The organism is Paraburkholderia sp. (genome assembly GCF_050742655.1).
In the GTDB taxonomy this organism is placed as follows: Bacteria; Pseudomonadota; Gammaproteobacteria; order Burkholderiales; family Burkholderiaceae; genus Paraburkholderia.
The window spans coordinates 17,537-44,371 of record NZ_JBOIGG010000029.1; the positions used below are offsets into that span (position 1 = coordinate 17,537).

Here is a 26,835-nt window from a genome sequence, read left to right on the forward strand (position 1 = left end):
GTGCGTATTCTCCGCTACGAATGACGGCACTGCATACTCCTGTTATCGAACCCTCTTCGGCTCGGTATTACATCGGGACGGAAGCATCGCCCAGCATCCCCCCTCGTTGAACAGGCTCGAACGCGAAGCGGCTGCCCATGCAAAACAAAGAGCAGCCGCTTCACTATTCGACATCTGTTAGTGCTTGACCACCGCCGTCGGATTCGCGTAGTAGCTGATCAACTTGTTCGCTAGCCAGCCGTGATCATCCGTGTTGCTGAAATTCTTGATCACGTTGGTGGTATTGCCGCCGCCCCAAAGGATCGCAAACACGTTGTTGTTAGCCGCAAGGGTCCGCTTGCCGTTGTCGCTGCTCCAGTTGTAGTTGTTCGCCTTGTTGTTGTACTCGAGCAGATATTGCTGGTAGCTCGAATTCGCCGTCAGACAGTTGTACGCGTTCGCTCCGCACGCCAGCGCGTAGTTCCCGACCGACGTATTCGTGTTCGAACTGCTCGCTGCGCCCTTGATCATGTTGCCGAGATTCGATGTGAGATTGCTGTCTCCAAAGAAGTAGACGGGGGCCGTGCTGAAGACATACGAGCCTGCCGTCCCCTGGAACAGTTCCGGGTTCGTTTCCGCCGTGTTCGGAATGTGCGAGCCGGGGATTTGCCACAACATGATCGGGATGTTGCGATTCGCCTGGCTAAGCTGCCCCACCGCGCTCAGATAGTTGTCCCATGAGCGGGCGTTGTAGAGCGTGGCCGCGCCGGGCGACGCGCTGTCGTCCATTTCATAGCGATCGAACAGGAAGAAGTCAGGACCGACCGCGTTCGACGTATCGATCGCAGCGGGGGCATTGGTATTCAGCCAGCTCGATACCGGTGTCGAATAGGCCGTGGCAATCTGCGCGCTGCTCAGACTTTGATGCAGCCAGAAACCCGAACCCACCGCCCACATGTTGTCCTGCCAGCCGAACGTCACCGTCCCCTTCGGGGCAAGCGTGCGGATCAGCCAGTTGTTGGCCTGCACCCAGCCTGCAAATCCGGCCGGAAAGGTCGGCGTGGGATAGGTGCTCGTGTTGTAGACCGGGTTGGTCACGCACGCATTAAACCAGCTTCCCACCTGACTATATGCACCGGCCGAAGTCGTGTTGTTGACGCTCGTGTTCCAGAAGGGATCGGTCTGGCCGTCAAGGCTCCATTCCGGGTAGCCATCCGCGAGAAGACTCCGAAGTATCTGCACCGGCGTACCGGTATAGGTTTTCCCCAGATAAGGCGCCGAACCCAGGCCGTTGGGGTTGGACGTGTTCGTGTAGCTCCGCGAGGTGGTCATCAGGCACATGGCCTGCGCGATCGCCTTGTTGACCGCGCCGGCAGGCAACGCCGAATTGACGTTACCGACATAGCCGTTTTGCTGGATTGCCCCGAGCAGGTCCGGATTCATCAGCAGCGACCCGTAGTAGTTTTGCCCCTGATAAGACACGGGGAAACTGCCCAGCATCATCGCGTCGGCCGCGAGACTGGCGAAGTGGCGTCCCATCAGATATGTCGCCGCCGGATTGCCTGAACTGAGGCCCGCGGCGCCGTTGGTGAAGTCGTCGAAGTTTGCGCCGCCACTCATCTGCGCGGTGTATTCGACAATGGCGACTCGCGTCGGATGCTGATTGATCGGAGCGAGCGCATTGAAATCGTTGGTCATCCGATAGGCGTTGGTCGGCGGATCGATCACGCCAGGATCGCCGTTCCCGTTCACGCCCGCATACTTGAAGACCACGTCGACGGGCTTGCCGCCAAAGTCGTCGTTGCCTCCGGTCGATGTGGCAGTCGGCGGCGTGATGTTGGGGCCGCCAATGGCGCCCATCGCGATGAATGACGGCCAACCGGGAACGGAGCCGCCGGTCCAGCTGGTCGGGGTCGGGGTCGGCGTGGGAGTTGGGGTCGGCGCGGGAGTTGGTGTGGGCGTCGGTGTAGGGGTTGGCGTCGGTGTAGGCGTCGGGGTGGGTGTGGGAGTCGGCGTTGGCGTTGGCGTCGGTGTGGACACGACACAGCTGCCTGCAACGGTCCATGGCTGACCGCTCCCGGAGACTCCGCTATTCGATGCCGGATTTTGCCCCTGGGTCCACCAGTTCGCGCGGTATTCGACACCGTTGTACGAAACGATGTTGCCGGCGGTGTAAGCCACGCTGCTATTCCAGCCTGCGGGGCAACTACCGGCGGAACCCGTCGGCGTTGGAGTCGGCGTCGGTGCCGGGGCGGACGCGCCCCCGCCCGACGCTGCTCCAACAGGCGCCCACAGACTCGCCGTAGTCGGATTCCAGCCAGAGCTGGAATAGTCCTGCTGATTGACGATTGCCCGATAATTCTGGCCGTTATACGTGACGATTGTTCCCGCAGCGTAGTAGGTGTCCGGTGCCCATGCGGGATAAGCATTGGCATTCCTGTACGACGCACCGATCAACAACAGGACCGACGCAGCGAATAGCGTCGGCTTCAAAATCTTCTCCAGTTTCCTCGTTTCCATATATTGACCTTTTAGATGTTATTCATTTGAATTAACGACGAATTACCGCGATGGCGACCAGTCATCCCGGAAGCGTTGTTGCAAATAGCGAAGTGCCGAGCCAAACGTTTGCGCGATGGCTCGAACTGAGAGCGCAGGCATCCAGATGGCATGCGCAGCGGGTTGGTGAGATCGGATGGGTCCTGGTAAATGCCGGGCATCGGTTCGATCCTGCAGATCGGAACGATGATGTTTCTGAAGTATTTGAATGCCGGCGCATGGCGTTCATTCGTGATTTGATGCCGCGATAGTCCCCGCGTTGTGTGCTCAGCTAGTAGCCGGTCTTTGTCCTGCGACTTGCTCGTCGCAGTCGCATGTTATTCGAATGGCGAGCGTAACAGACCATGGCATCCGAATTGCACCATAGATCAAATACCGGCAATACACGATTTATAGATTGTCCGGTATTTCTTTGCAGTAGCGGGACTCTGGGCACATCACCGACGATGACGTACCCGAATGACCGTCGCGGGATCAGGTCAGAGTCGCGTCCCGACTGATCTGCTTTCGCTTACTTCGGCCTATTGCCCACCACGTCGATGGCACTCTGCGATTTCGCGCGCACACGCAATTCGAATTTCTGGATCTTGCCGGTCGAGGTCTTCGGCAACTCGCCGAACTCCACGGCCTTGGGCACCTTGAAACCTGCCAGATGCTGCCTGCAATGCGCGACGATCTCCTCGACGGTGGCGTATTCGCCTGGCTTCAGTTCGACGAACGCACACGGTACTTCGCCCCACTTTGCGTCCGGCATTGCGACTACAGCCGCCACCGCCACGGCGGGATGAAGGTACAACACGTCCTCGACTTCGATGCTCGAGATGTTTTCACCGCCTGAAATGATGATGTCCTTGCTGCGGTCGCGGATGCGGATATAGCCATCGGGCGCCATCACGCCGAGATCTCCGGTATGAAACCAGCCGCCGCGAAATGCCGCATCGGATGCGCGCGGATTTTTCAGGTAGCCCTTCATGCAGATGTTGCCGCGAAACATGATTTCGCCGAGCGTCTCGCCGTCGGCGGGTACCGGTGCAAGCGTGTCGGGATCGAGCACCGCGACGGCAGCCTGCAGGTGATAGCGCACGCCCTGACGTGCATTGAGCGTCGCACGTGCGTCGTCGTCGAGCGCGTCCCATTCCTCCTGCTTTGCGCACACGGACGCCGGCCCATAAACCTCAGTCAATCCATAGACGTGCGTGAGATCGATGCCGATGTCCTTCATGCGCGCGATCACGGCCGGCGACGGTGGCGCTCCCGCTACCATCGTCGCGACGCGATGCGTGATGCCTTCGCGCCAATGCGCGGGTGCATTGGCGAGTGCGCCCTGCACGATCGGCGCGCCGCAGTAGTGCGTGACACGCTCGCGCCGGATCAGGTCGAACACCGTCTGCGCGTCGAACTTGCGCAGGCAGACGTTGACGCCTGCACGCGCCGCGACCGTCCACGGAAAACACCAGCCGTTGCAGTGAAAAAGCGGCAACGTCCACAGATATACCGCGTGCTTGGGCATGTCCCATTCGAGGATGTTCGATAGCGCATTGAGGTACGCGCCGCGGTGGTGATACACCACACCCTTCGGATCGCCGGTGGTGCCCGACGTGTAGTTCAACGCGATCGCATCCCATTCGTCGCGAGGGAGCATCCACGCATAGTGGGGATCGCCCTCGGCGAGAAACGTTTCGTAATCCGTGGCAGTCGAAAAGCTTGCTGGATCGGCGGGCATCGCATCGGCCACGCTGACGATGCGTAGCTCAGGGAGTTCGGACGCAACGGCCTCTGCGATCGCCGCGTATTCCGTATCGACAATCAGCACCCTCGCTTCGCCGTAACGCAGCATGAAGATGATGGATTTCGCGTCGAGTCTGGTGTTCAGCGTGTTGAGCACGGCGCCGCACATCGGCACGCCGAAGTGCGCCTCCACCATCGCTGGAATGTTCGGAAGGAGCACCGCCACCGTATCGCCGCGGCCGATGCCGGTCCGCTCCAGTGCGCTCGCTAGCTGCCGGGTGCGCGCATAGGTTTCCCGCCAGGTACGACGAATTTCGCCGTGCACCACCGCGAGACGATCGCCGTACACCTCAGCAGCGCGCGCGATGAAGTCGACAGGCGTAAGCGGTACGTAGTTGGCTTCGCGACGCGCGAGGCCCGCGTCATACATGTGTTCCATCGCAGTGTCTCCGGGGCGGACGCGTCGGCCTTGTCAGGGAGTTGTAACGCTACGTGGACAGTCTATTTTTTTAGCAGGTTTGTCAACCTGGGCGATACGCAAGGCGGCGCGCGATACCGCGGCGAGGGACTCGATAGAAGGCGGCGTAGCCATCCATCGCCAGCCACAATGAACCGCTAGACAACCGCCACCGTCGCACCCGCGCTTTGAAGACGCCGCCGTGCCGCATCCGCCTGGTCGGCCGACGGGAAATCCTTCAACTTCTGCGGCGCGGACTCGACGAGATCCTTCGCGTCCTTTAGCGACAACTGAGTCAGCTCACGCACTTCCTTGATCACGTTGATGAGGTTGGGCCCACTGTCGACGAGGACCACCGTACACCCATTCGGCGCGCCACCAGTCGTGACCGTGGTGTACGTGGTGGTCTTGAACGACCCCGCTGATTTCACCGCCTCATAGGGATCGCCGTAACCCATTTCGATCGAATCGATCGAAATGGTCTTCGGATCGTCGGGGTCGCAGCGCAGGGGCACTTCCGCTCCTGCGTGTGCGATGCGCGCCGCTTTCTCGGGCGTCGTCAACGAGATCGTCAGTTCGGCGCGGTATGGCCAGCCGCGCTCCGGCGTGACCTCGAGTTCGAGCCGCCATTTGCTGAAGCCGCGCGATGCCAGCGACGCCTCAGCCAGCGGGATCGAGTCCGCAGTCTTTACGATGCCCTTCGCCTTTGTGCCCGCACGAAGGATCTGCGGTCCGAGTACCAGCGCATCGAGCCGGTTCGACCCCTGCGGCAACGTCTGTCCGCGTGTCAGCGATGCGGGTGCAAGCGAAACCTTCGACGGGTCGTTCGGATCGAGCACAACGTAGAGGCGATCGCCGCGTGTGACCGATGCGCCGTCGGGCACAGACAGGGTAACCCGACGCTTTGGCGCACCGATCGCGTCGAGTTCGAGCGCCGCCTCGGGGCTTCCCGTTGCCAGCGACGAGACCGACAGCACCTCCGCGACGCCGAGTGTCGATGTATCGACCGGCGTGGTGTCCGCCGCGCCCGTCGTACTGAATCCCGCACTCGCTGCGCTTGCGGATGTGGTTGCCTTCGCGACCGCGTCGGCAATCGCCGCGCTCATTTGCGACTGAAACGCGTTGTTGCCGAAGGTGGTGTTGATCGTCGTTTCGAAGGTACGCCTGATCTCACGCGCCCGTTTTATCGAGCGGCGGATCGACCAAAGAATGATCGCGACCACAACCACCGGAATGACGATGGCGAGTGAATTCATGCTGTACCTCGAACGTTAGCTACTCCACCCTACCGAGCAAGATCGCTTCCCGGCTGCGCAACGTCTGCTGGAGCGCGGTCAATCCTTCCTGCAGTTCGACGAGATGCTCGAGCATCCAGACCCCCGCGCGCCCGTCGGTCATGGCATTCAGCAGTGCGCACTGGCCGACGAGCCGCTCGTCGCTGCGGATCAGCGCTTCAAGCGTGCCTGCCTCGTCGCGATAGCGCTGCGTCATGCGATCGTTTTCCGGCACCGGCTGCGCCTGCACCCGGCCGCCGAGCACACCGATATCCGCGGCCAGACGCTCCAGCTTGCGCGCATCGGCGGTCAGTGCAGGATCGGGGAACGGCTTCTCGCGGGTCGGCGTCGGAAAGAACTCGCGACGGTACGCCGCCTCCGCGGCTTCGACGGTCGCGCGCGCGGTGCCGAGCAACCAGCCGGCCTTGCTGCGCACGAGCTGATCGTCGGCACGCAGCTGGTTCTCCTTGCGATAGAAGTTGTAGCCCCAGCCGTGAAACAGATTGATCGCGGCCTGTCGCAATGCGCCTTCGTCGTAGAAGCCCTGGTCCATGATCAGGTGGATCCCGTCAGTCCCGTGCCGGCTCCCACCGGATAGATTCCGGTGGCCGGACTGCCGATCTGGAACGGCAGGCCCGCGGCCGCATTGGGTGCGGACACGAGGCCCTTCTCAGCCATCCGCAGCGCGAGGTAGTAGCGGACTGCTTCGATCGGCGTGAGACCGATGGCCTGCAGCGAGATCAGTTCGCGCATCCGCTCGTCCTTCGGCACGATCAGCACCTTCAGATCGTTCAGCATGATGCCGAAGATGCGCAGGAAGTCAGACAGGTGCGTCTTTACCGATTCGCGGATCTCGGTGATGTGCTCGTTGATATTTTCCATCTTCGTGACCTGCACGATCTGGTTGATCGCCTGTTCGATCGCCGGGCTCGCGTAATCGGCGACTTCCTGCGTATCGATCACATTGCCGTTGAACGGCAGATGGGTAATCAGATCGAGAGCCGCTTCCTTCGAATCCACATGAATGTAGTAATCGACCTGATACGCCATCTCAGCCATTTCGGCACTGGTAGCGATACCCTGGCTGCGGACCAGTAGTTTCGAGCGGTTGATATAGATGACTTCGAAAATCCATGGCGACGAACCGCCGAAAAAACCCTGCGCAATCGAACCCAGCAACGGTTTATCCGGTGTGGTCAGCGCATATTGGCCGGTATCGTAAACATTAAGAACCGCACCGCGCGATTTGAGCACGCAGAAGTGATTGCTTTCGACGGTGAGCAGCGAACCGGACACAATGCTGTCATCAACGATCTTGACCGCAATGCTGCGCGTGCCCAGCATATCGGTACCATCGCGCTGCAGCGACGTGATGACCTGTCTCGTGATTGCCATGCGTTCCTCCGTAGTGACCTGCGTCCGGGCGGCGCACGCCGGCCGGGATACGATGTGGAAATGCGGACAGCGAATATCGAACAACCAGCCGATGAAACCGGAAATCGGGCAACGCTAAAGATAATCGATTAATCAGCGCTTATCCAGCGATTGCGCATAGGGTTACTTGCAGCATTCAATGTGATTACAGGTCGGGATAGATTGTCAGTACACGGGATTCGCGCGGTGACGGTGTCGCCCGCCTGGACCGGGTCGCCTACAATGGGACGGATCTGGTTTAGCCGCCTCCGTTGATGGACGCAGACGCTTCCCACCTATCCGGACTCAACCTGAATCCACAAAGGGAATCCCATGTCGAAGAAAATCTCGATCCCCTCGAGCAATAGCCCGTTCGACGCCTGGCTCGCCTTACCCGAAGCCGGCAGCGGCCCGGTCATCGTGCTTCTGCAGGAGATTTTCGGCGTCAATGCCGAGATGCGCGAAGTCGCGACGCTCTATGCGAGCGAAGGCTACGTCGTACTCGTGCCCGACCTGTTTCACCAGTTCGAGCCGAACATCGAACTTGGCTATGGCGAAGCGGATCACGCGAAGGCCTACGACTACTATCAGCGCTTCGACATCGCGCGTGCCCTCAGCGATATTCGCGCGACCGTCGATCACGCGCGAAGCATGCCGGAGTCGAACGGCAAGGTCGGTGCGCTCGGTTTTTGTCTGGGCGGCAAGCTGGCCTATCTGGCTGCAGCCGAATGCGGTGTCGACTGCGCGGTGGGCTACTACGGCGTCGGCATTCAGGATGCGCTCGATCTCGCAGAAAAGATCACCTGCCCGATGGCGCTGCACTTCGGCCAGACCGATTCAATGAATCCGCCAGAAGCAATCGATGCAATCAAGGGCGCGCTTGGCGACAAGCCGAACGTCAAGCTTTACGTGTACCCCGATGCCGGTCATGCGTTCAACCGCAGCGGCCCGACTTTCGTCAAAACAGCCGCGATGCCCGCGCATACGCGCAGCCTCGACGTGTTCCGCAAGACCCTCGGTCCCGACTACGACCTGAGCGCCCTCGCCGACCATCATTTCTACCTCGAGTTTGCCGCGCGCGATGCCGAAGCGACGATGCAAACGATGACGCCGCAGCCCTACGTCAATCACGTGCCTACGATGACAGGCGGCACGGGCTATGCCGAGCTGAAACGCTTCTACGCGAATCATTTCATTCCCGGCAATCCCGCGGACATGAAGATGGTGCCGATCTCGCGCGTCGTTGGTGTCGATCGGATGGTCGACGAATTCGTCCTGTGTTTTACGCACGATCGAGAAATCGACTGGCTGTTGCCTGGTGTTGCGCCGACCGGAAAATACGTGGAGATCCCGATGCTCGTAGTGGTCGCGTTCCGCGGGTCCAGGCTCTACAACGAGCACATCTACTGGGACCAGGCGAGCGTGCTCGTGCAGATCGGCTTGCTCGATCCGACGGGTTTGCCGGTTGCCGGCATCGACGAGACGAGAAAATTGATGGACGAAACGCTGCCTTCGAATACGTTGATGCCGCGCTGGAAAGAAAGCGCGCCGAAGAACTGAACGCCTTGCATCTGTTCGACGCGCACCCTCAAGACATGGACGCGACTGCCACGCGCACTTCACGATAAGCGGCCACCAGCGCATCGAGATCGAACGCCCGGTTCGAGGACATCGGGAAGCGAGGGAAGGGAGTCCAATTCGGTCATCGAGTGGAGGAGTGCCTGAAAAGAAACCGGCTTGCCTGCCGCGCCGCGGAATCGCTGCCGATACCGGCGATTCGACTGGTTTTACCCGAATGACTGGAGCAAGCTTGCCAACCTGTATTGACGGGCGACGACCGAGCTTACCGCAATGGTCTGGCCGGGCAGCAACGACGTAGCGCGCAACACGGCCATCGAACCATGCTTTTTTGAAGCCGGTTGTGGTGCGTTACCATCGAGTACCCCGCTTCTCTTCCGGTAGCCAGAACGATGAACATCCGCTTTCTCGAGACCTTCATCTGGCTCGCCCGGCTGCAAAATTTCCGCCTCACTGCCGAAAAGCTGCATACGACTCAGGCCGCAATATCGAATCGCATCGCGTCGCTGGAAGGCAACTTCGACGTGCGCCTGTTCGACCGCAATTCGCGTTCGGCGACGCTGACGCCCGCGGGACGCAAACTCCTCGCTTACGCCGAACGCATCGTGCGGCTCAGCGAGGAAATGCACCGCGAGGTCGATGACACGACGGGCGATAGCGGCTTGATCCGCATCGGCGTCATCGAGTCGATCGTGCACAGCTGGTTTCCTGCGTTAATGGCGCTGATGCGCGAGCGCTATCCGCATCTCGAAGTCGAGGTCACGAGCGACACGACCATCCATCTCGCGCAATTGCTGCGCACGGATGCCGTGGACCTGATCCTCCAGACCGATCCGATCGCCGGCGCGGAATTCGTCAATCATCCGCTATGCACATTTCCGCTGCGCTGGGTCGCAAGCCCGACGCTCGGTTTATCCGGCAGCGTCATCGGACTCGAGCGCGTGGCGGAGTTTCCGATCATCAGTTTTTCGCGCTATTCGGGACCGCACGCGGCACTTGAACGTCTGTTCGCCGATGTCGAGCGGCCCGCGCGGATCAACTGCATTACGTCGGTCGCCGCGGTGATCCGGCTGACCACCGACGGCTTCGGCGTCGCCGCGCTGCCGCCGGCGATCATCCAGCGCGAACTCGCGGAAGGCACGCTGGAAGTGCTCGACGTCGACGTGGGTTGCGAACCGTTGCCGCTCGTCGCGACGTATCGCACGCAAAGCGGCACGCTGCCGGCACGCCTCGTCGAGCTGGCCACCGAACAGGCGAAGCGCTTCATGCAGACGCTCAGTCCTGAACTCGCGGACACGCCATCGATCAACGGTGCGCGGCTCAAAAGGACCAAGGGAAAAACGTCGGTCACAGCAACCGCATCGCGCAAAACCGCCAAGCCCGCCGCAAGTGCAAGCCGCCGCCGCTCGCCCGATTCCGATGCGCCGCATCGACCGGCGCCACGCGTCAAGCGCAAGGCACGCGCGTAAGTCATAAGCAAACCTGATCGCTGCGGATTTTTTTTCTTGTTGGATCGAATTGGCCGGCTCTGGCCAACTGCGCGCTGATCGACCTGTCTTTCATGCCCGCTGGAGCCCTCTCAAGAGCGTCAAGCCACGCATCTGGACCGGCCATCCAACCCGTGAGCGATCCCCACCGGCGCAGTGAGCCGCACCACGGCCCCCCACCCTGAACTCCTGGACCTTCGATGAGCAATCTTTCGGCACCCGCCTACCGCCATCGCATTTTTCTGCTGATTCTGGCGATGGCGCTCCTGAATTACGTCGATCGGGGCGCCATGTCGTACGCCGCCGCGGGTATCACGGCCGAATATGGCTTCGACAAAAGCACCTGGGGCTCGGTACTCGGCTACTTTGGCTACGGATATATCGTGGGTGCGCTATGCGGCGGCTTGCTGGCGGACCGGTTCGGTCCTCGCCGGGTCTGGCTCGTCGCGGGTGCCGCATGGTCGGTGTTCGAGATATTGACGCCGTTCGCAGGCCATATCGGCCTCGCGTTGCTCGGCGGCTCGACGATCGCGGGTTTCGCCACCGTTCGCGTGCTGTTTGGCTTTGCCGAAGGGCCGACCTATTCGCTGATCAACAAGAGCGTGGCGAACTGGGCCACGCCGAAGGAACGCGGCGCCGTTGTTTCCGTGGGACTTCTCAGCACCGCGCTTGGCGCACTGCTGACGGCGCCAGTGGCCGTCGGCTTGCAGCAGATCACCGGCGGCTGGCGCAGCATGTTCGTGATTCTTGGGGTCGCGAGCCTTCTCCTGCTGCTGGTTTTCACGCGCCGCTTCACCGATCGCCCCGACGACAATCCGCGCGTGTCCGAGGCCGAGAAGGCGTTCCTGCGCGAACAGCACGCGGCCCATCACGGATCGAACGTGACAGAGGATTCCCGGATGCCCTGGTGGAGTTTCTTTCAGAACCGGAGTCTCGTTCTGAATGCGGTCGGCTATTTCGCGTTCATCTACGTCACGTTTCTGCTCGTGACCTGGACGCCGAAATATCTGCAGGATCAGTTCCACTACAACCTGTCGGCGCTGTGGTACATGGGGATGATTCCGTGGACCGGCGCGTGCATCACGGTGTTGCTTGGCGGACGTCTGACGGACTGGCTGCTGCGTCGCACGGGCAGCCTGGTCGTTGCACGCAGCTGGTTTGCGGCCGCGTGCCTGCTGATCACGACGCTGTGTTTCATCCTGGTGTCCAAGGCACACACCATCTCCGGCGTCATCGCGCTGATGACAATCGCGAACGCCTTCAACTCTCTACCCAACGCGGTCTATTGGGCCGTCATTCTCGACAGCGCGCCGCCGAACCGCACAGGTACGTTTAGCGGCATGACCCATTTCATCGCGAATACGGCATCGTTCCTCGCGCCGACGCTGACCGGCTACCTCACCACGCAGTACGGCTATTCCTCGATGTTCGTGGCGGCGGCCGTTGCCACCGGGATCGGCATGGGCGCCATGCTGCTGGTACGGCCGGGTATCCGTTCCGGGAGCACGTTGCGTGGCTCTGCGGTGACCGCTGCGGAAACGTGAGACGTGACATGGCGCGTAAGCAATAAGAAAACCTGATTGCTGGGGATTTTTTTTCTTGTTGGATTGAAACGACCGACTCTCGCCACACTGCGCACTGACCGACACACTTCATGTACGCAGGAGCGTTTCTCATGAGCCTTAAGCCGATTCAACCTTTTGGCCAGCTTTGCATCTGGACCGATACGGACGCCGACCCGCAGGCGGAAGCCGATTTCAACGCGTGGTACGACCGCGAACATATGCAGGAACGCGTCGGGTTGCCGGGCTTTCGCCATGCGCGGCGCTTCCTCGCCAATGACGACGGTGCACGCCGCTATCTGGCGCTCTACCTGACCGATTCGCTCGATGTGTTCCGCAGCGCGACTTACCAGCAAGCTTTCACGGTACAAACGGACTGGTCGCTGCGCAACTTTGCGCGGATGACCAACACGCAGCGGCGTGTCGGAGAGCTGGCACTCGAAGCCGGCGCGGGCGAAGGCGGACAGCTTGCGCTGTTCGTGCTGCCCGCCGCTGCCGCCGACAGCACGCGATGGCATGCACAGGCCGAAGCCGGCGCGCAGACCCCAGGCATTCACGCGGTCCGGATGTTCTATACCGATCCTGAACTGTCGGCCCCGCTCGCGACCGCCGGTCAAACGCCTGCGCGCGCAGCGGCCGATGCGATCGTCCTGATCGAAGGCAGCGATGCCGCGGCTACCCGAGCCCTTGCCACGAAGCTGGCGGCCGAAGCCGGTGCAACGACGGACGACGTGCGCACGTTCACCCAGCTATGGCGGCTCGCCGCGTGACACGCCGGCATTCCGCCTTCTGCTCCCTGCCCGTCTGCATTCCAACCTCGAGAATCCGATGAACACGCTCGCACAAGGATCGACATCCGGTCGGCCGCGCACCAGTCGCGGCCGGCTCGCGACCGCCAGCATGGTTGGCACGTCGCTCGAATGGTACGACTTCACGGTCTACAACACGCTCGCTGCGCTGGTGTTCAATCACCTGTTCTTTCCATCGGTCGATCCGCTCGCGGGCACGCTGCTCGCGTTCTCGACCTATGCGGTGGGTTACGTCTCGCGACCGCTCGGCGGTTTCGTGTTCGGCAACCTCGGCGATCGGGTGGGACGACGGGCGGTGCTGATGCTCACGCTCGTGCTGATGGGCCTCACGACCGCACTGATGGGCGTGCTGCCGACCTATGAGGCGGCCGGCATCGCGAGTCCGATCATGCTGGTCGCGCTGCGCTTCGTGCAAGGCGTGGCGCTCGGCGGCGAATGGGCCGGTGCGGTCCTGCTTTCGGTCGAACATGGGGATCAGAAGAAGCGCGGTCTCAATGCCTCCTGGGCGCAGGTGGGACCCTCGTTCGGCACCCTGCTCGGGACCGGCTTCATCGCAGCGATCACGATCGCGATTTCCCCAGGCGATTTCCTGTCGTGGGGATGGCGCATTCCATTTTTTGTGAGCCTGCTGCTCGTGGCTTTCGGACTGTGGGTACGAAATGGCGTCGAGGAAACACCGCAGTTCGAGCAGCTGAGCGAAGCGCATGCGACGGCGAAGGTGCCTGTTGTCGAGGTTTTCAATCTGCACTGGCGGCGCCTGCTCGTCGCAGGCGGATCGCGTATCGGTTCCGACGTGCTGTACGCGCTGCTTGTCGTGTTCACGCTGACCTACGTGACCACGGTATTGAACCTGTCGCGCTCGCTTGCGCTGGGCGCAGTGCTGGTCGGCACGGCGTTCAACGCGCTGTCCGTGCCGCTGTTCGGCGCGCTGTCGGACCGCTTCGGTCGACGTCCGGTCTATCTGGCGGGCGTCATGGCGGCAATCGTCTGGGCGTTCATGTTCTTCGTGATGATGGATAGCGCCCGCCCCTTGTCCATCGTGCTCGCGGTCGTCGTAGGCCTCGTGATTCACGCGATGATGTATGGCCCGCAGGCGGCTTTCGTCACCGAACAGTTTCCGACTCGCGTCCGCTACGCCGGTTCGTCGCTTGCCTATACGCTGGCGGGTATCGTCGGCGGCGGTTTCGCGCCGCTCATCATCGTCGCGCTGTACCGTCACTCGCACGGCACCACGGCGATCTCGCTGTACGTAAGTGGCGCGCTCGTGGTGACGGGTATTGCGCTACTCGCTGCACGGGAAACAGCCAGGCGGCCACTGGAACAGTGATTGGAGCGCGGTCACACGCGACCATGACAACAAAATAAAAGCGGCCGGGCTTGCCGACCGGCCGCGTTGCTTCAGCACTTCTACGGGCTGTGTCTATTGCCTGCGATCACGCAAGGTCGTAGCGATCCAGGTTCATCACCTTGGTCCAGGCCGCGACGAAGTCACGGACAAACTTCTCCTGCGCATCCGAGCTTCCATAGACTTCGGTCAGCGCCCGCAACTGCGAGTGTGAGCCGAAGATCAGGTCGACACGCGTGCCGGTCCACTTGAGCTCGCCCGATGCGCGGTCACGTCCTTCGAACACGTCGCTCGCGTCCGACACCGGCTTCCATTCCGTGCCCATGTCGAGCAGGCTCACGAAGAAGTCGTTGGTCAGCGCTTCCGGACGCTTCGTAAAGACACCGTGCTGGGTCTGCCCGTAGTTGGTGTTCAACACGCGCAGACCGCCGACGAGCACCGTCATCTCCGGCGCGGTCAACGTCAGCAGTTGCGCCTTATCGACCAGCAGCGCCTCGGCCGTTACCGGAAACTTGCCTTTGAGGTAGTTACGGAAGCCGTCCGCGTTCGGTTCGAGTACCTCGAACGCTGCCACGTCGGTTTGCGCCTGCGAAGCATCCATGCGCCCCGGCGCGAACGGAACCGTCACCTGATGACCGGCATTTTTCGCTGCCTGCTCGACGCCTGCACTACCGGCCAGCACGATCAGGTCGGCGAGCGAGATTTTCTTGCCGCCGGACTGCGCGCCGTTGAACTCACGCTGAATGCCTTCGAGGGTTTCCAGCACTTTCGCCAGTTGGGCCGGATGGTTGACCTCCCAATCCTTCTGCGGCGCGAGGCGGATGCGGGCACCGTCTGCCCCGCCGCGCTTGTCCGAGCCACGGAAGCTGGATGCCGACGCCCATGCGGTCGACACCAGTTGCGAGACCGACAGTCCCGAAGCCAGAACCTTGGCCTTGAGGGCGGCAATGTCCTGCGCATTGACCAGTTCATGGTTGAGCGCCGGAATCGGGTCCTGCCAGATCAGTTCTTCAGCCGGAACTTCCGGGCCGAGATAGCGTGCACGCGGACCCATGTCGCGGTGCGTCAACTTGAACCACGCACGGGCAAACGCGTCCGCGAACTGATCCGGATTCTCGTAGAAGCGCCGCGAAATCTTTTCATAAGCGGGATCGAACCGTAACGACAGGTCGGTCGTCAGCATCGACGGGGCACGGTGCTTGCCCGGGTCGTGCGCATCCGGGACGGTCCCTGCGCCCGCATCGCCTTTTGGCTTCCATTGATGTGCGCCGGCTGGGCTCTTCGTCAGTTCCCATTCGTAGCCGAACAGGTTCTTGAAGAAGTCATTGCCCCACTTCGTCGGCGTGGTGGTCCAGGTGACTTCCAGGCCGCTGGAGATAGCGTCGCCACCCGAGCCCGTGCCGTAGCTGCTCTTCCAGCCGAGGCCCTGCTGTTCGATACCGGCCGCTTCCGGCTCGGGCCCCACACTGGTAGCCGGACCGGCACCATGGGTTTTGCCGAAGGTGTGGCCGCCCGCGATCAGCGCAACGGTCTCTTCGTCGTTCATCGCCATCCGGGCGAATGTCTCGCGAATATCTACGGCCGCGGCCAGCGGATCCGGGTTGCCGTTCGGGCCTTCCGGATTCACGTAAATCAGGCCCATTTGCACTGCAGCAAGGGGATTCTCGAGATCGCGGACACCGGAGTACCGCTTGTCGCCACCCAGCCACGTGGTTTCCGTACCCCAGTAGACGTCCTCTTCCGGTTCCCAGACGTCCGGGCGGCCGCCCGCAAAACCGAAGGTCTTGAAGCCCATCGACTCCAGCGCGACGTTGCCCGTGAGAATGATCAGGTCGGCCCACGAGATTTTCCGGCCATATTTCTGCTTGACCGGCCAGATCAGCCGGCGTGCCTTGTCGAGACTGACGTTGTCAGGCCAGCTGTTGAGCGGCGCGAAGCGCTGCTGGCCCGCACCGGCACCGCCACGGCCATCGCCGGTACGATACGTGCCGGCGCTGTGCCATGCCATACGGATGAAAAAAGGCCCGTAGTGACCGAAGTCCGCCGGCCACCAGGACTGCGAGTCGGTCATCACCGCCAGCAGATCCTTCTTCACGGCGGCCAGGTCGAGCGTCTTGAATTCGTCGGTGTAGTTGAAATTTTCACCCATCGGGTCCGACAGGGAGGAGTGCTGGTGCAGGATTTTCAGGCTCAGCTGGTTGGGCCACCAGTCCCGGTTCGACGCGCCGTCGCCGGCGGTGTGGTTGAACGGACATTTCGCTTCATTGGACATGTGTTGCCTCCTTTGATTGTGGGCACCCAGCTACGCGGCTGTGTTTAGAGTTCGTGTCGTGGCCTTAAATCCTAGTGCTTTCCAACTTATCGAGGAAATAGGTTTATTTGATGGCGAAGCATCAGAAAACCTAAGAGCAGGATTTTTCTGCGGTCACTCGCGGCGAGAGCCGTCCGGCTCTCACTTCCTCGGCTGCAGATCCGTCTCCTGACCCGTAAGCATCCGCCCGTTGTGCCGTGCAGCGCGCTCGTGTCGTCTGCGGTTCAGCACGGCGAGCCGGCGCCTGCCCTGCGTGAGCGACACGACCGCATAGAACGCGACCGGCGCGAACACGAGCCCCAGCAGCGTCGCAGCGAGCACACCGCCGAATACGCCGGTGCCAATCGAGCGGCGGCTCTCCGCGCCTCCGCCGCTCGATATCACGAGCGGCACGACCCCGAGCAGAAACGCCGCCGACGTCATCACGATCGGCCGGAAACGCATCGCCGCCGCATCGACGACCGCACGCATCAACGGCAGGCCGCGCGCGTGCAGATCACGGGCAAACTGCACGATCAGGATCGCGTTCTTCGCGGCCAGGCCAATCACCGTGATCATCCCGACCTTGAAGTACACATCGTTCGGCATGCCGCGCAGCAGCACCGCGGTCACCGCACCGATCACACCGAGCGGCACCACCATCAGCACCGACAGCGGAATCGTCCAGCTTTCGTACAGCGCTGCCAGCGCCATGAAGACGGCGAGCAGCGACAGACCGACGAGCATCGGCGTCAAACGCGCGGCGACGGTCTCTTCGCGCGCCGCATCCACCCAGTCATAGGCGACGCCGACCGGCAGCGACGCCGCGAGCCGCTCCATCTCGGCCATCGCGGCCCCCGAGCTGTGGCCCTGCGTCGCGCGGCCGCTGATATCCAGCGACGGATAGCCGTTGTAGCGACTCAGCATGACGGGGCCGACGGACCAGTGCACGGACGCGATCGCCGACAGCGGCACCATCGCTCCCGTCTGGTTGATCACGGCCATGCGCATCAGGTCGTCGATGTTCATGCGGGTCGACGCGTCACCCTCCACCATCACGCGGCGCATCCGGCCCGAAGCCGGAAAATCGTCGACGTAGTACGAGCCGAAGGTACTGCCGAGTAGGTCCGCAAGCTTGTCGAAGGGCACGCCGAGCGCGTACGCCTTGGCGCGGTCGATATCGAGTTCGATGCGCGGCGCATCCGGCAGGTCTTCCGAGCGTATCGACGTCAGCATCGAGTCGGCCTTCGCCTGGGCGAACAGCTGCGCACGCGCGGTCTTCAGTGCGTCCATGCCGACCCCGCCGCGATCCTCCAGCCTCAGCACGAAGCCATCCGAGTGACCGAGACCGGGCACGGACGGCGGCAACTGGGCGTCGACCTCGCCGTCGAGAATCTTGCCGAACTGCTGGTTCAGCGAGTCGCGCAGCGCCATCGCGGTGACATCGCGTTTGCTCCAGTCTTTCAGTTCGACAAACGCCATCCCGACGTTCTGCCCACTGCCCTGAAAGCTCCAGCCGATCACCATGGTCACGTTCGCAATCGCGGACTGCTGGCGCAGGATCTGCTCCACACGCTCGGCCACCGCCAGCGTGCGCGCCTGGGTCGCGCCCGCCGGCAGCTGGATCATCACCTGCATCTGGCCTTCGTCCTCGGTCGGCAGGAAGCCGCCGGGCATCTGCCAGTACAGCACCGCGCAGAGGCCCACCAGCCCCGCGTACACCGCGAGGACGGGACCCACGCGCCGCACGGTACGCGCCGTGAGCCAGCGGTAGCTGTTCGATGCGCGCTCGAAGCCGGTCGCGAAACCGGTGGCGCAACGCGCCGCAAAACCGAGCGGTCCGCGCCGCGCGTCGCGCTGCTGAGGCGTCTGCTTCATCGGCTTCAACAGATTCGCGCACAGCGCGGGCGTCAACGACATCGCCATGAACGACGACACCAGCATCGATGCGATCATCGCGACCGAGAACTGCCGGTAAATGCCGCCGACGCCGCCCGGAAAGAACGCCATCGGGACGAACACCGCGGTGAGCACGGCCGTCACACCGACAATCGCGCCGCTGATCTGCGACATCGCCTTGCGGGTGGCTTCGCGCGGCGGCAGCCCTTCTTCGTCCATCACGCGGTGCACGCTTTCGACAACCACGATCGCATCGTCGACCAGAATGCCGATCGCCAGCACGAGACCGAACATCGTGAACACGTTGATCGACAGACCGAACACCCACATCGCGAGAAACGCGCCCATCAGGGTGACCGGAATCACGACGGTCGGCACCAGCGTATAACGCAGGTCGCGCAGAAACAGCCACATCACGCAGAACACCAGCACCACGGCTTCGAGCAGCGTGATCACGACTTCGCGAATCGCAATCTGCACGAAATGCGCGCTGTCGAACGGGATCTCGATCTTGACGCCGGACGGCAGACTCTTCGACAGTTCGTCGAGCCGGGCGCGGATCGCGTTCGAGGTTTCGAGCGCGTTGCCGCGCGGCCCCAGCTGGATGCCGACGGTGGCCGACGGCTTGCCGTTCAGGCGGGAATAAAACGAATAGTCGCTGCGGCCGAGCTCGATGCGCGCGACGTCGCGCAGCCGCACCGCGGACCCGTCGGGTTTCGCCTTCAGAACGATCTGGCCGAACTCCGCCGGCGACCCGAGCTGGCCCTTCACGATCACCGAAGCGGTCGTCTGCTGGCCGGCGACGAACGGTGCGTTGCCGACCGTGCCGGCCGTGATCGTCGCGTTCTGCGCGGCGATCGCAGTATTGACGTCGCCTGCGGCGATATCGTATTCGCGCAGCTTCATCGGATCGAGCCAGATCCGCATCGCTTCGTCCGTATCCCACTGCTCGGCCGCGCCGACGCCGGGCGCACGCTTCAGTTCGCGCAGCACGTAGCGGCTCAGATAGTCGCTCAGTTCGACCGTATCGCGTGTGCCGTCGGTCGACGTAAGCGCGACCAGCATCAGGAACGTATTGGCGGCCTTGAAGACGCTGATGCCCTGCTGCACGACCTGTTGCGGCAGGCGTGGCTCGACCTGCTTCAGACGGTTCTGAATGTCGACCATCGCGATGTCGGGATTGGTGCCCGGCGAGAAGGTCGCGTCGATTTCCAGGTTGCCGAGGCCATCGCTGGTGGTCTCGTAGAAGAGCATGCCGTCCGCGCCGTCGAGACTTTCCTCGATGACGCTCGCGACGTTGTTGTCGACCCCTTCGGTCGATGCGCCGGGATAGGTGGCCGAGATGATGATCCGCGGCGGAGCGAGACGCGGATACTGCGCAACCGGTAACTGCGGAATCGCCAGCGCGCCCGCCACGATGATGGCAAGTGCGACGATCCATGCAAAGACCGGTCGGTCGATGAAAAATGAGGGCATGCGAGAACCTGAACCTGTTTAGCTCTGGATTAGAGCCCGGACTTGGGTAAACGCCAATGCACCGGGTGTGGTCACGACGTCGGCGAGAACGTTACCACAGAGGGTCAGTCGCTCGGGGGCCTCGAAAAGAATTCAGCACATTGTGGGAGGGGGTTGTGCCTGGAAAGAGGTTTGAGCAGACGCAGGACCGACGAACGAATATCCGGCGAGCGGGACAATGGCGCGCCGGCGGTTTCGGTCAGAATGGGGAGATGCGACGGCGACGCCGGTCTTGCGAAGCGGCGCTACAGGGTTGACGCACGCCGGTAAATCGGGTCGCTCACATCTGTATTGGAGTGCCTTCAGACAGGCATCATCCCGTTTCTCTGCTTTGCTTCATCCGCGGCATCGGAAGCGATGAACTCGATGAAGCGATCCGCTTCCGCGATCTGTTGCGACCACGTGGTTCGTGCCGCCGAGAATATCGTCGTGGACTGGATCGCTTCCGGAAGCGGACCGAGCACGACGATCTCTTTCACATGCATCAGTTCGGAAAGTTGCTGGAAACCCAGGTCGACCTTGCCGCTGCCCAGCAGTTCGCCGACCGGCACGCCGGGAGGTGCCTGCACAAGACGATTGCGTATGCCTTCCAGTATCCCCCAACGCGCGAACAGGTTCATCAGATGGGCGCCGCTGGGTCCTGTCGAATAACCCATGCTCCGCGCGTTCAGAACCGCGTGCCTGAGCGCTTCCTCTGATCCGATATCGACCGGTGTATCGCCGGCACGCACGGCTACCGCGATCCCCGAAGCGACAAGATCCCGTCGGCTACTGGCCACGACGCAGTGCGCACCGGCGAGGCGCGTAATGACCTCCGCTGCGAGCACGACAACGTCGAACGGCTCACGCGCCTCGATGCGTTTGGCCGCGTCGACACCTCCTGTCGACTCGACGCTGATTCGAATCGACGAGGTTTGCTCGAAGCTGGCCACGAGGTCGGCCAGCACGCTTCGGGTTGCCATCGACGAAATGACACGGACAGGTAGAGGCAAGGTAGTCATGGTGATCTGTCCGGACGCAACGCGATCCGTTGAAATGGGCGGAAGATCATCAGTGTGCCCGCGAGCGTGCATGCCGTCACACTGTGCGCATGCAAAGTGCAGCATGAGTCCATCGATTTTGCTTATCGATGCATCGCCTTGCTAGTTTGAGGGCACGCCGCGGCGGAAGACTTTGCGTGACCCACGCCATTCCTGGCAACAGGCGCGACCGGAAAGCGGCGGCGCAACGTTACGCGGATTGGCTCACCCAACAGGACGAGCCCGGACATACGTGACTACTTGACCAGCAGACGTGTCCGGATAAAGCCCGGCGCCTCGGCCAGTGCCCGTATCAACTCGCTGGAAGGCGTTCTATCCAGATCCGTGACCACGTAGCCCGTCTCGCCCTGCGTCTGCAGATGCTGGCCGACGATGTTGACGCCTTCCCCGGCCAGCCGCGTATTCAGCATCGCGAGCGCACCCGGAGCGTTACCGTGGACGTTGAGCAAACGCGCTGGTGCGTCCAGCGGTCCTGGATTAACGTGCGGAAAATTAACCGATCCCACCGTATCGCCGGTCGTCAAAAACGATATCAGCTTGGTCGCGACTTCGGTCCCGATGTTTTCCTGCGCTTCCTGTGTGCTCCCTCCGACGTGTGGCGTCAGGATCACGTTCGGCAAGTGCTGCAACACACTTTTGAAGACGTCGGCGTTGGTCTTGGGTTCTTCCGGGAATACGTCGATCGCCGCTCCGCCCAGCCGCTTCGCTTGTAACGCTTGCGCGAGCGCGTCGATATCGACAACCGAACCCCGTGATGCGTTGATGAGGATCGCACCGGGCTTGAAACGCGCCAGTGTCGCCGCATCGATCATGAGCTTCGTCTGTGCAGTCGCGGGTACGTGAAGCGTCACGACATCCGCACAGGACACCGCGTCGGCAAGAGATTGCGCGGCTCGCGCGGACCCCAGAGAGAGTCGCGCCTGCACGTCGTAGTACACCACCCGCATTCCCATGGCTTCAGCAAGCACACCGACCTGCGACCCGATATTTCCGTACCCCACGATCGCGATGGTTTTGCCGCGCGTCTCGAACGATCCGCTCGCGCCCTTGGCCCATGTCCCGGCATGCGCCAGCAGGCTCTTCTCCGGCACGCGACGCAGGAGCAGGATCGCTTCGGCGATCACCAGCTCAGCCACCGAGCGCGTGTTCGAAAACGGCGCATTGAAAACAGGAATCCCTGCGTGCGCAGCGGCGTTCAGGTCGACCTGCGAGGTTCCGATACAGAAGCAGCCTATTGCGAGCAGGTGACGTGCGGTATCGATTTCGTCGCGCCCGAGGTGCGTTGCCGATCGAATTCCGATCAGGTCATGTGCTTCGAGTGCACCCTTCAACTCCGCGCCGGCGAGCGCGCCAGCGCGGCGCTCGACCTCTACTTCTGCTTCGCTGAAGCGCGCAACAGCGGTGTCATGGATATTTTCCAGTAGAAGAACAGAGGTCATAGGACGTTTATGTGTCAGTGACGTGGGCTCATTCATGAGCCCAGCAGCGGTGCCCGGATAACGCGCCGAATTTCTTCGGGCTGGATCGCACCGGACGCATCGACGCTCGAGTCTCGAGCGTCACGACGATGTTACCGCTTGCCAGACATTTGTGTTTTCAACCCTATGAGTTGTACGGTTCTCACCTTCTGCGTTTCCCTGTCCGGATTGGCGACGAACAGGAGTGCTACTCCGCCTGCTCCTGTTGTTCCTGCGCAAGAATTGCCCGCTTTACACGTATCAATTCGGCAGCATGTGCCTTCTGATTCTTCTGAATACGCTCGGTCGGACCTACGACCGAAAGCCCGTAGAGATCGCCGCCGATCCGCACGGCTACCGCTATCGCCGATAGTTCCGGCGCGCTTTCGCCAAGATTCGCGCACCAGCCTTTGGCGCTCGCCGCCGCGGCTTGCCTGACCAACGCCCGCAGATCGGCAACGGTCGCAGTGGTAAAGCGTTCGAACGACAACTGCGCGCCGAGCGCCTGCTGCGCGGCAGGATCCAGTTCGCCAAAAATCGCCTTGCCGATCGAATTGGCGTGCAAAGGACGCAACTCGCCCGGCGCGCGCGTGTAGCGAATCGCCCTGGTGGACTCCACCACGTCCAGATACACCACGTCCGTTCCGTAGATCTTGCCGAGCACGGCAGTCTCGCCGCTCGCGTCGCGCAATTCGACGAGACGCGGATGCACCATCTCGACAATGGGATCCACTGCATTGATTGCACTGGCGAGCGTCTCCAGACGTCGCGTCGGATAGTAGCCGCCACGCTTCCTGATTTCGTACAGATAGCCGCGGCTAACGAGCGTACGCGCAAGCGCAAGGCAACTGGACACCGGCACGTTCAACAGTCGCGCGAGTTCGGTAAGCGGCAGCGGCCGCTGCTCGACAGCAAACAGTTCGAACAGGTCCAACGTGCGAGCAACGAGTTTGACATCCATGGCGGTCAGGTCAGGCGTTTTGAACCTTCAGTACGACTTCGGCAGGCCCAATACTTTCTCCGCGATAAAACACATGATCATCTGCGGGCTCACGGGTGCGAGCCTCGGAATCATACACTCCCGCAGATAGCGTTCGACGTGATATTCCTTTGCGTAACCCATTCCACCGAGCGTGGCGATCGCCGTCTGACACGACTGGAACGCGGCCTCGGCGGCGAGATATTTGGCGGCATTCGCTTCAGCACCGCACGGTGCGCCGGCGTCATAAAGCGACGCCGCCTTGAACACCATCAGGTTGGCTGCCTCGAGCTGCATCCACGCCTGCGCGAGTGGATGCTGGACCCCCTGATTCTGGCCGATCGGACGACCGAATACGACGCGCTCTTTCGCGTATTGCGTCGCGCGCTTTAATGCCGCCTGGCCGAGACCGACCGCCTCGGCCGCGATCAGGATCCGCTCCGGATTCAGCCCGTGTAGCAAATAGCGGAAGCCCGCGCCTTCGTCGCCGATACGATCCTCGACCGGAACACGCAAGCTGTCGATGAACAGCATGTTCGAATCGACCGCCTTGCGTCCCATCTTCTCGATCTCGCGCACTTCCACGCGCTCACGATCCAGATCGGTGTAGAACAGTGTGAGGCCATCGGTCGGTTTCGCAGCCTGGTCGAGTGGCGTAGTCCGCGCAATGATCAGCATCTTGTTCGCGACCTGTGCGGTTGAAATCCAGATCTTTCGACCGGTCAGCACATAGTGATCGCCGTCACGCACGGCCTGGGTTTTCAGATGCGTGGTATCGAGTCCGGCGTCGGGTTCGGTGACCGCGAAACAGGCTTTGTCGCGACCTTCGATCAGAGGCGGCAGGAAGCGCCGCTTTTGTTCCTCGCTGCCGAACACCTGCACCGGATTCAGTCCGAAGATGTTCATATGCACGGCGGAGGCACCGGACAATCCCGCGCCCGTACCGCTGATCGTGCGCATCATCAGCGCGGCTTCCGTCATGCCAAGCCCCGAGCCGCCATACTCCGGCGACATCGCGATGCCAAGCCAGCCCGCGTCCGCCAGCGTACGATGAAAGTCGTGCGGAAAACCGCCTTCGCGGTCGCGCGCGAGCCAATACTCGTCGTCGTATTTTTCGCAGATCTTCTCGACTGCGGCCTGGATGGATTGCTGGTCCTCAGTAAGTTCGAAGTTCATATCAACGTCCTGTCATCCTTGGTGTGCACTCAGAGCGGAAACACGCCGACGAGCACCCCTGGTAAACACCATGAAGGCCGCGGCGGCGAAGAGAAAGGGAGTCGTGATGTCTGATGTTCGGCAAGCTCCGCACCTGTCTCCATGGCAAAGCAAGGCTGCTTCCTATTGTCGACAGGTGAGCCCGGGATCAGGCGCAAACGTCAACCCTCAGCGGGCTGCTTACCGAAGACCTGCGCCGCGTGTTCGTTCAGGGCGGGCGGCGTGGTGCGATAAGTAGCCGGCGTACGGCTCAGTTTGATTGGCGAAGCAATGCCACGATACGTACCCATCTCAACCCGCATTGCACGATGCGCCGTATGCGGATGTTCCAGCGCCGCGCTCAGGCCGAGCACCGGCGCGCAGGGCACGCCGCGCCGGATTAGCGTGTCAGCGAGCAGTTCGCCTTGCCACGAAGCAAAGCGCTGCTCCAGTTCAGCACGCAACTCGCGCCGATGGGCGCTGCGCTCTTTGTTGCTGGCAAAACGCACGTCGTCGAACAGGGGCTGTGCGTCGATCACTTTGCACAATGCCGCGAACTGCGCGTTGTTGCCCACCGCCAGAAATATGTCGACGCTGCCTGTGTGGAACATGTCGTAGGGCGTGATATTCGGATGCGCGTTGCCGCTGCGTTGCGGCTCCTCACCGGAATAGAACCAGTTCGGCGTATGCGGATGCAGGATCGACAACGCGTTGTCGAACAGTGTCGATTCGACGAACTGGCCGCGGCCGCTCGTCTCGCGTTCGCGCAAGGCCATCAGGATCCCGAGCGCAGCGTTCAGCCCGGTCACCAGATCGACGATCGGCACGCCAATACGCAGCGGCGCCCCTCCCGCTTCACCGTTTACGCTCATCAGACCGGTGAGCGCCTGCACCGCCGCGTCGTAGCCGGGCAGCGCGCCGAGCGGCCCGTCCGCGCCGAAGCCCGAGACGCGACAATGCACGAGCCGCGGGAAGCGCGCCTGCAGCGTGTCGTAGCCAAGTCCCCAGCGTTCCAGGGTGCCGATCTTGAAGTTCTCAACGAGCACGTCGGCGTCTTCCAGCAGATGCAACAGCTTCGCCCGCTCGGTTTCCTGCGTGAGATCGAGCGCCACGCCGAGTTTGTTGCGATTCACACCGACAAAGTAAGACGCCGTGTCGCCGTTAAACGGCGGCCCCCATGTGCGAGTTTCGTCGCCGCTGGGTGGCTCGACCTTGATAACGTGCGCGCCATGGTCGGCCAGGATCTGCGTGCAATAAGGACCACCGAGCACGCGTGACAGATCGATAACGCGAAGTCCCGCAAGCGAACCCGGCGTGAGATTGAGCAAGGCTTGTCTCCTGACTGAGCGGCCAGGGTAAGCCGCCATTAATTTCTGTATGTGAATTATACTTTATGTACATGAAATACAGAAGTCAAGCGACTTCGGCTGGTCGTGTTGCGACAAGAAGGGGGAAGTGAAGGGTGGTGGCCTGCACAGGACAGGTAAATCATCTCAAGTGACGTCGTGCGTCTGCCGCACATCAATGTTATTTGCTCGCGGCATAAAGCAGCGACGGTAGGTCGGCCTTCACCTCCCCTTCTTGTCGCAACACGACCAGTCGAAGTCGCTTGACTTCAATATTTCTCATGCATAAAGTATAATTCATAGGTAGAAATTAATGGCGGCTTGCTTTCGCCGCTCAATCAGGAGTCAGGCGCATGTCTTCACGATCGTGAGCGACGAGCCCGCCCGAATTCTCGTGAGCGCGAAAGAAGCAACTGACCGCCCGACATAAAAAAGCATCTGGAGGAGACACCATGCTGGCCTTGACCGGACTTATCGCGGTATTGACGCTGCTCACGCTCATCCTGACGAAGCGGATGTCGCCGCTCGCCGCGCTGATCACCGTGCCGATCGTTGCCGCGCTCGTCAGCGGTTTTGGTCTGCGAACGGCTGCCTTCATCGTGAAGGGCATCGAGAGCGTGTCGTCGGTTGTCGGGATGTTCATCTTTGCGATCGTGTTCTTCGGCATCGTCACCGACGCCGGCATGCTCGACCCGATCATCAACCGCATCCTGCTGATGATGCGCGGACGGCCCACGCGAATCCTGACCGGCACCGCGCTGCTCGCACTGCTGATTCATCTCGATGGCTCCGGCGCCGTGTGCTTTCTGATCACGGTTCCCGCGATGCTGCCGGTCTTCGATCGCCTCAAGATGGACAAGCGCCTGCTGACCTGCATGGCGGCGCTGGCTGCGGGCGTCAACTTCATGCCGTGGACCGGTGTGA

Annotated in this window: 18 protein-coding genes; 6 read left to right on the plus strand and 12 right to left on the minus strand. The window is 61.8% G+C overall.

Features of this window, described 5'->3' with window-relative positions; translation table 11 throughout:
* Positions 1-177: 177 nt before the first annotated feature.
* The 5 genes from ACREXZ_RS28530 to ACREXZ_RS28550 form a co-directional block, all read right to left on the minus strand.
* Entirely contained in the window at positions 178-2,499 is a 2,322-nt protein-coding gene (locus ACREXZ_RS28530) for a carbohydrate-binding protein (RefSeq protein ID WP_431767488.1), read from the minus strand.
* A gap of 550 nt (positions 2,500-3,049) precedes the next feature.
* A complete protein-coding gene (locus ACREXZ_RS28535; RefSeq protein ID WP_431767489.1) occupies positions 3,050-4,705 on the minus strand; it encodes an acyl-CoA synthetase in 1,656 nt (551 codons plus the stop codon).
* Positions 4,706-4,881: 176 nt separating this feature from the next.
* Positions 4,882-5,979, minus strand: coding sequence for a ribosomal protein L7/L12 (locus ACREXZ_RS28540; protein WP_431767490.1), 1,098 nt, complete (start codon positions 5,977-5,979; stop codon positions 4,882-4,884).
* A 19-nt stretch (positions 5,980-5,998) separates the two neighbouring features.
* Entirely contained in the window at positions 5,999-6,550 is a 552-nt protein-coding gene (locus ACREXZ_RS28545) for a hypothetical protein (RefSeq protein WP_431767491.1), read from the minus strand.
* Positions 6,551-6,552: 2 nt separating this feature from the next.
* A complete protein-coding gene (locus ACREXZ_RS28550) occupies positions 6,553-7,392 on the minus strand; it encodes an SPFH domain-containing protein (RefSeq protein ID WP_431767492.1) in 840 nt (279 codons plus the stop codon).
* A gap of 351 nt (positions 7,393-7,743) precedes the next feature.
* On the opposite strand from ACREXZ_RS28550, the gene ACREXZ_RS28555 reads away from it, so the two are divergent.
* From ACREXZ_RS28555 to ACREXZ_RS28575, 5 genes are all read left to right on the plus strand, one after another.
* Positions 7,744-8,970 (plus strand): dienelactone hydrolase family protein, encoded by a 1,227-nt coding sequence (locus tag ACREXZ_RS28555; RefSeq protein WP_431767493.1) that lies wholly within the window; start codon positions 7,744-7,746, stop codon positions 8,968-8,970.
* 410 nt (positions 8,971-9,380) lie between these two features.
* Positions 9,381-10,457: a LysR family transcriptional regulator gene (locus tag ACREXZ_RS28560; protein ID WP_431767494.1), complete on the plus strand. Its 1,077-nt coding sequence runs from the start codon at positions 9,381-9,383 to the stop codon at positions 10,455-10,457.
* Between the two features lie 218 nt (positions 10,458-10,675).
* Positions 10,676-12,019: an MFS transporter gene (locus tag ACREXZ_RS28565; protein ID WP_431767495.1), complete on the plus strand. Its 1,344-nt coding sequence runs from the start codon at positions 10,676-10,678 to the stop codon at positions 12,017-12,019.
* 131 nt (positions 12,020-12,150) lie between these two features.
* On the plus strand, positions 12,151-12,807 hold the full coding sequence (locus tag ACREXZ_RS28570; protein WP_431767496.1) for a hypothetical protein: 657 nt from the start codon (positions 12,151-12,153) through the stop codon (positions 12,805-12,807).
* Between the two features lie 58 nt (positions 12,808-12,865).
* On the plus strand, positions 12,866-14,173 hold the full coding sequence (locus ACREXZ_RS28575) for an MFS transporter (RefSeq protein WP_431767497.1): 1,308 nt from the start codon (positions 12,866-12,868) through the stop codon (positions 14,171-14,173).
* A 106-nt stretch (positions 14,174-14,279) separates the two neighbouring features.
* Here the strand turns inward: ACREXZ_RS28575 and katG are convergent, their stop codons facing one another.
* From katG to ACREXZ_RS28610, 7 genes are all read right to left on the minus strand, one after another.
* A complete protein-coding gene (gene katG, locus ACREXZ_RS28580; protein WP_431767498.1) occupies positions 14,280-16,463 on the minus strand; it encodes a catalase/peroxidase HPI in 2,184 nt (727 codons plus the stop codon).
* A gap of 180 nt (positions 16,464-16,643) precedes the next feature.
* On the minus strand, positions 16,644-19,856 hold the full coding sequence (locus ACREXZ_RS28585) for a multidrug efflux RND transporter permease subunit (RefSeq protein ID WP_431767499.1): 3,213 nt from the start codon (positions 19,854-19,856) through the stop codon (positions 16,644-16,646).
* Positions 19,857-20,197: 341 nt separating this feature from the next.
* The gene (locus tag ACREXZ_RS28590) at positions 20,198-20,896 is read right to left on the minus strand and encodes a substrate-binding domain-containing protein (RefSeq protein WP_431767505.1); all 699 of its coding nucleotides are present in this window, start codon (positions 20,894-20,896) and stop codon (positions 20,198-20,200) included.
* A 275-nt stretch (positions 20,897-21,171) separates the two neighbouring features.
* Positions 21,172-22,410, minus strand: coding sequence for a phosphoglycerate dehydrogenase (gene serA / locus ACREXZ_RS28595; RefSeq protein ID WP_431767500.1), 1,239 nt, complete (start codon positions 22,408-22,410; stop codon positions 21,172-21,174).
* Positions 22,411-22,600: 190 nt separating this feature from the next.
* On the minus strand, positions 22,601-23,353 hold the full coding sequence (locus tag ACREXZ_RS28600; RefSeq protein WP_431767501.1) for an IclR family transcriptional regulator: 753 nt from the start codon (positions 23,351-23,353) through the stop codon (positions 22,601-22,603).
* Positions 23,354-23,380: 27 nt separating this feature from the next.
* Positions 23,381-24,547 carry an acyl-CoA dehydrogenase family protein gene (locus ACREXZ_RS28605; protein ID WP_431767502.1) on the minus strand — a complete coding sequence of 389 codons (1,167 nt, stop codon included), beginning with the start codon at positions 24,545-24,547 and terminating at the stop codon, positions 23,381-23,383.
* Positions 24,548-24,747: 200 nt separating this feature from the next.
* A complete protein-coding gene (locus ACREXZ_RS28610) occupies positions 24,748-25,893 on the minus strand; it encodes a CaiB/BaiF CoA transferase family protein (RefSeq protein ID WP_431767503.1) in 1,146 nt (381 codons plus the stop codon).
* Positions 25,894-26,363: 470 nt separating this feature from the next.
* Here ACREXZ_RS28610 and ACREXZ_RS28615 point away from each other — a divergent pair.
* Positions 26,364-26,835: SLC13 family permease (locus tag ACREXZ_RS28615; protein WP_431766960.1), on the plus strand; the 472-nt coding region annotated here is incomplete at its 3' end.

Bases quoted from the DNA above. Each gene is read 5' to 3' on its own strand.
- ACREXZ_RS28530 (WP_431767488.1), bottom strand. From the start codon at position 2,499: ATGGAAACGAGGAAACTGGAGAAGATTTTGAAGCCGACGCTATTCGCT.
- ACREXZ_RS28535 (WP_431767489.1), bottom strand. From the start codon at position 4,705: ATGGAACACATGTATGACGCGGGCCTCGCGCGTCGCGAAGCCAACTAC.
- ACREXZ_RS28540 (WP_431767490.1), bottom strand. From the start codon at position 5,979: ATGAATTCACTCGCCATCGTCATTCCGGTGGTTGTGGTCGCGATCATT.
- ACREXZ_RS28545 (WP_431767491.1), bottom strand. From the start codon at position 6,550: ATGGACCAGGGCTTCTACGACGAAGGCGCATTGCGACAGGCCGCGATC.
- ACREXZ_RS28550 (WP_431767492.1), bottom strand. From the start codon at position 7,392: ATGGCAATCACGAGACAGGTCATCACGTCGCTGCAGCGCGATGGTACC.
- ACREXZ_RS28555 (WP_431767493.1), top strand. From the start codon at position 7,744: ATGTCGAAGAAAATCTCGATCCCCTCGAGCAATAGCCCGTTCGACGCC.
- ACREXZ_RS28560 (WP_431767494.1), top strand. From the start codon at position 9,381: ATGAACATCCGCTTTCTCGAGACCTTCATCTGGCTCGCCCGGCTGCAA.
- ACREXZ_RS28565 (WP_431767495.1), top strand. From the start codon at position 10,676: ATGAGCAATCTTTCGGCACCCGCCTACCGCCATCGCATTTTTCTGCTG.
- ACREXZ_RS28570 (WP_431767496.1), top strand. From the start codon at position 12,151: ATGAGCCTTAAGCCGATTCAACCTTTTGGCCAGCTTTGCATCTGGACC.
- ACREXZ_RS28575 (WP_431767497.1), top strand. From the start codon at position 12,866: ATGAACACGCTCGCACAAGGATCGACATCCGGTCGGCCGCGCACCAGT.
- katG (WP_431767498.1), bottom strand. From the start codon at position 16,463: ATGTCCAATGAAGCGAAATGTCCGTTCAACCACACCGCCGGCGACGGC.
- ACREXZ_RS28585 (WP_431767499.1), bottom strand. From the start codon at position 19,856: ATGCCCTCATTTTTCATCGACCGACCGGTCTTTGCATGGATCGTCGCA.
- ACREXZ_RS28590 (WP_431767505.1), bottom strand. From the start codon at position 20,896: ATGACTACCTTGCCTCTACCTGTCCGTGTCATTTCGTCGATGGCAACC.
- serA (WP_431767500.1), bottom strand. From the start codon at position 22,410: ATGAATGAGCCCACGTCACTGACACATAAACGTCCTATGACCTCTGTT.
- ACREXZ_RS28600 (WP_431767501.1), bottom strand. From the start codon at position 23,353: ATGGATGTCAAACTCGTTGCTCGCACGTTGGACCTGTTCGAACTGTTT.
- ACREXZ_RS28605 (WP_431767502.1), bottom strand. From the start codon at position 24,547: ATGAACTTCGAACTTACTGAGGACCAGCAATCCATCCAGGCCGCAGTC.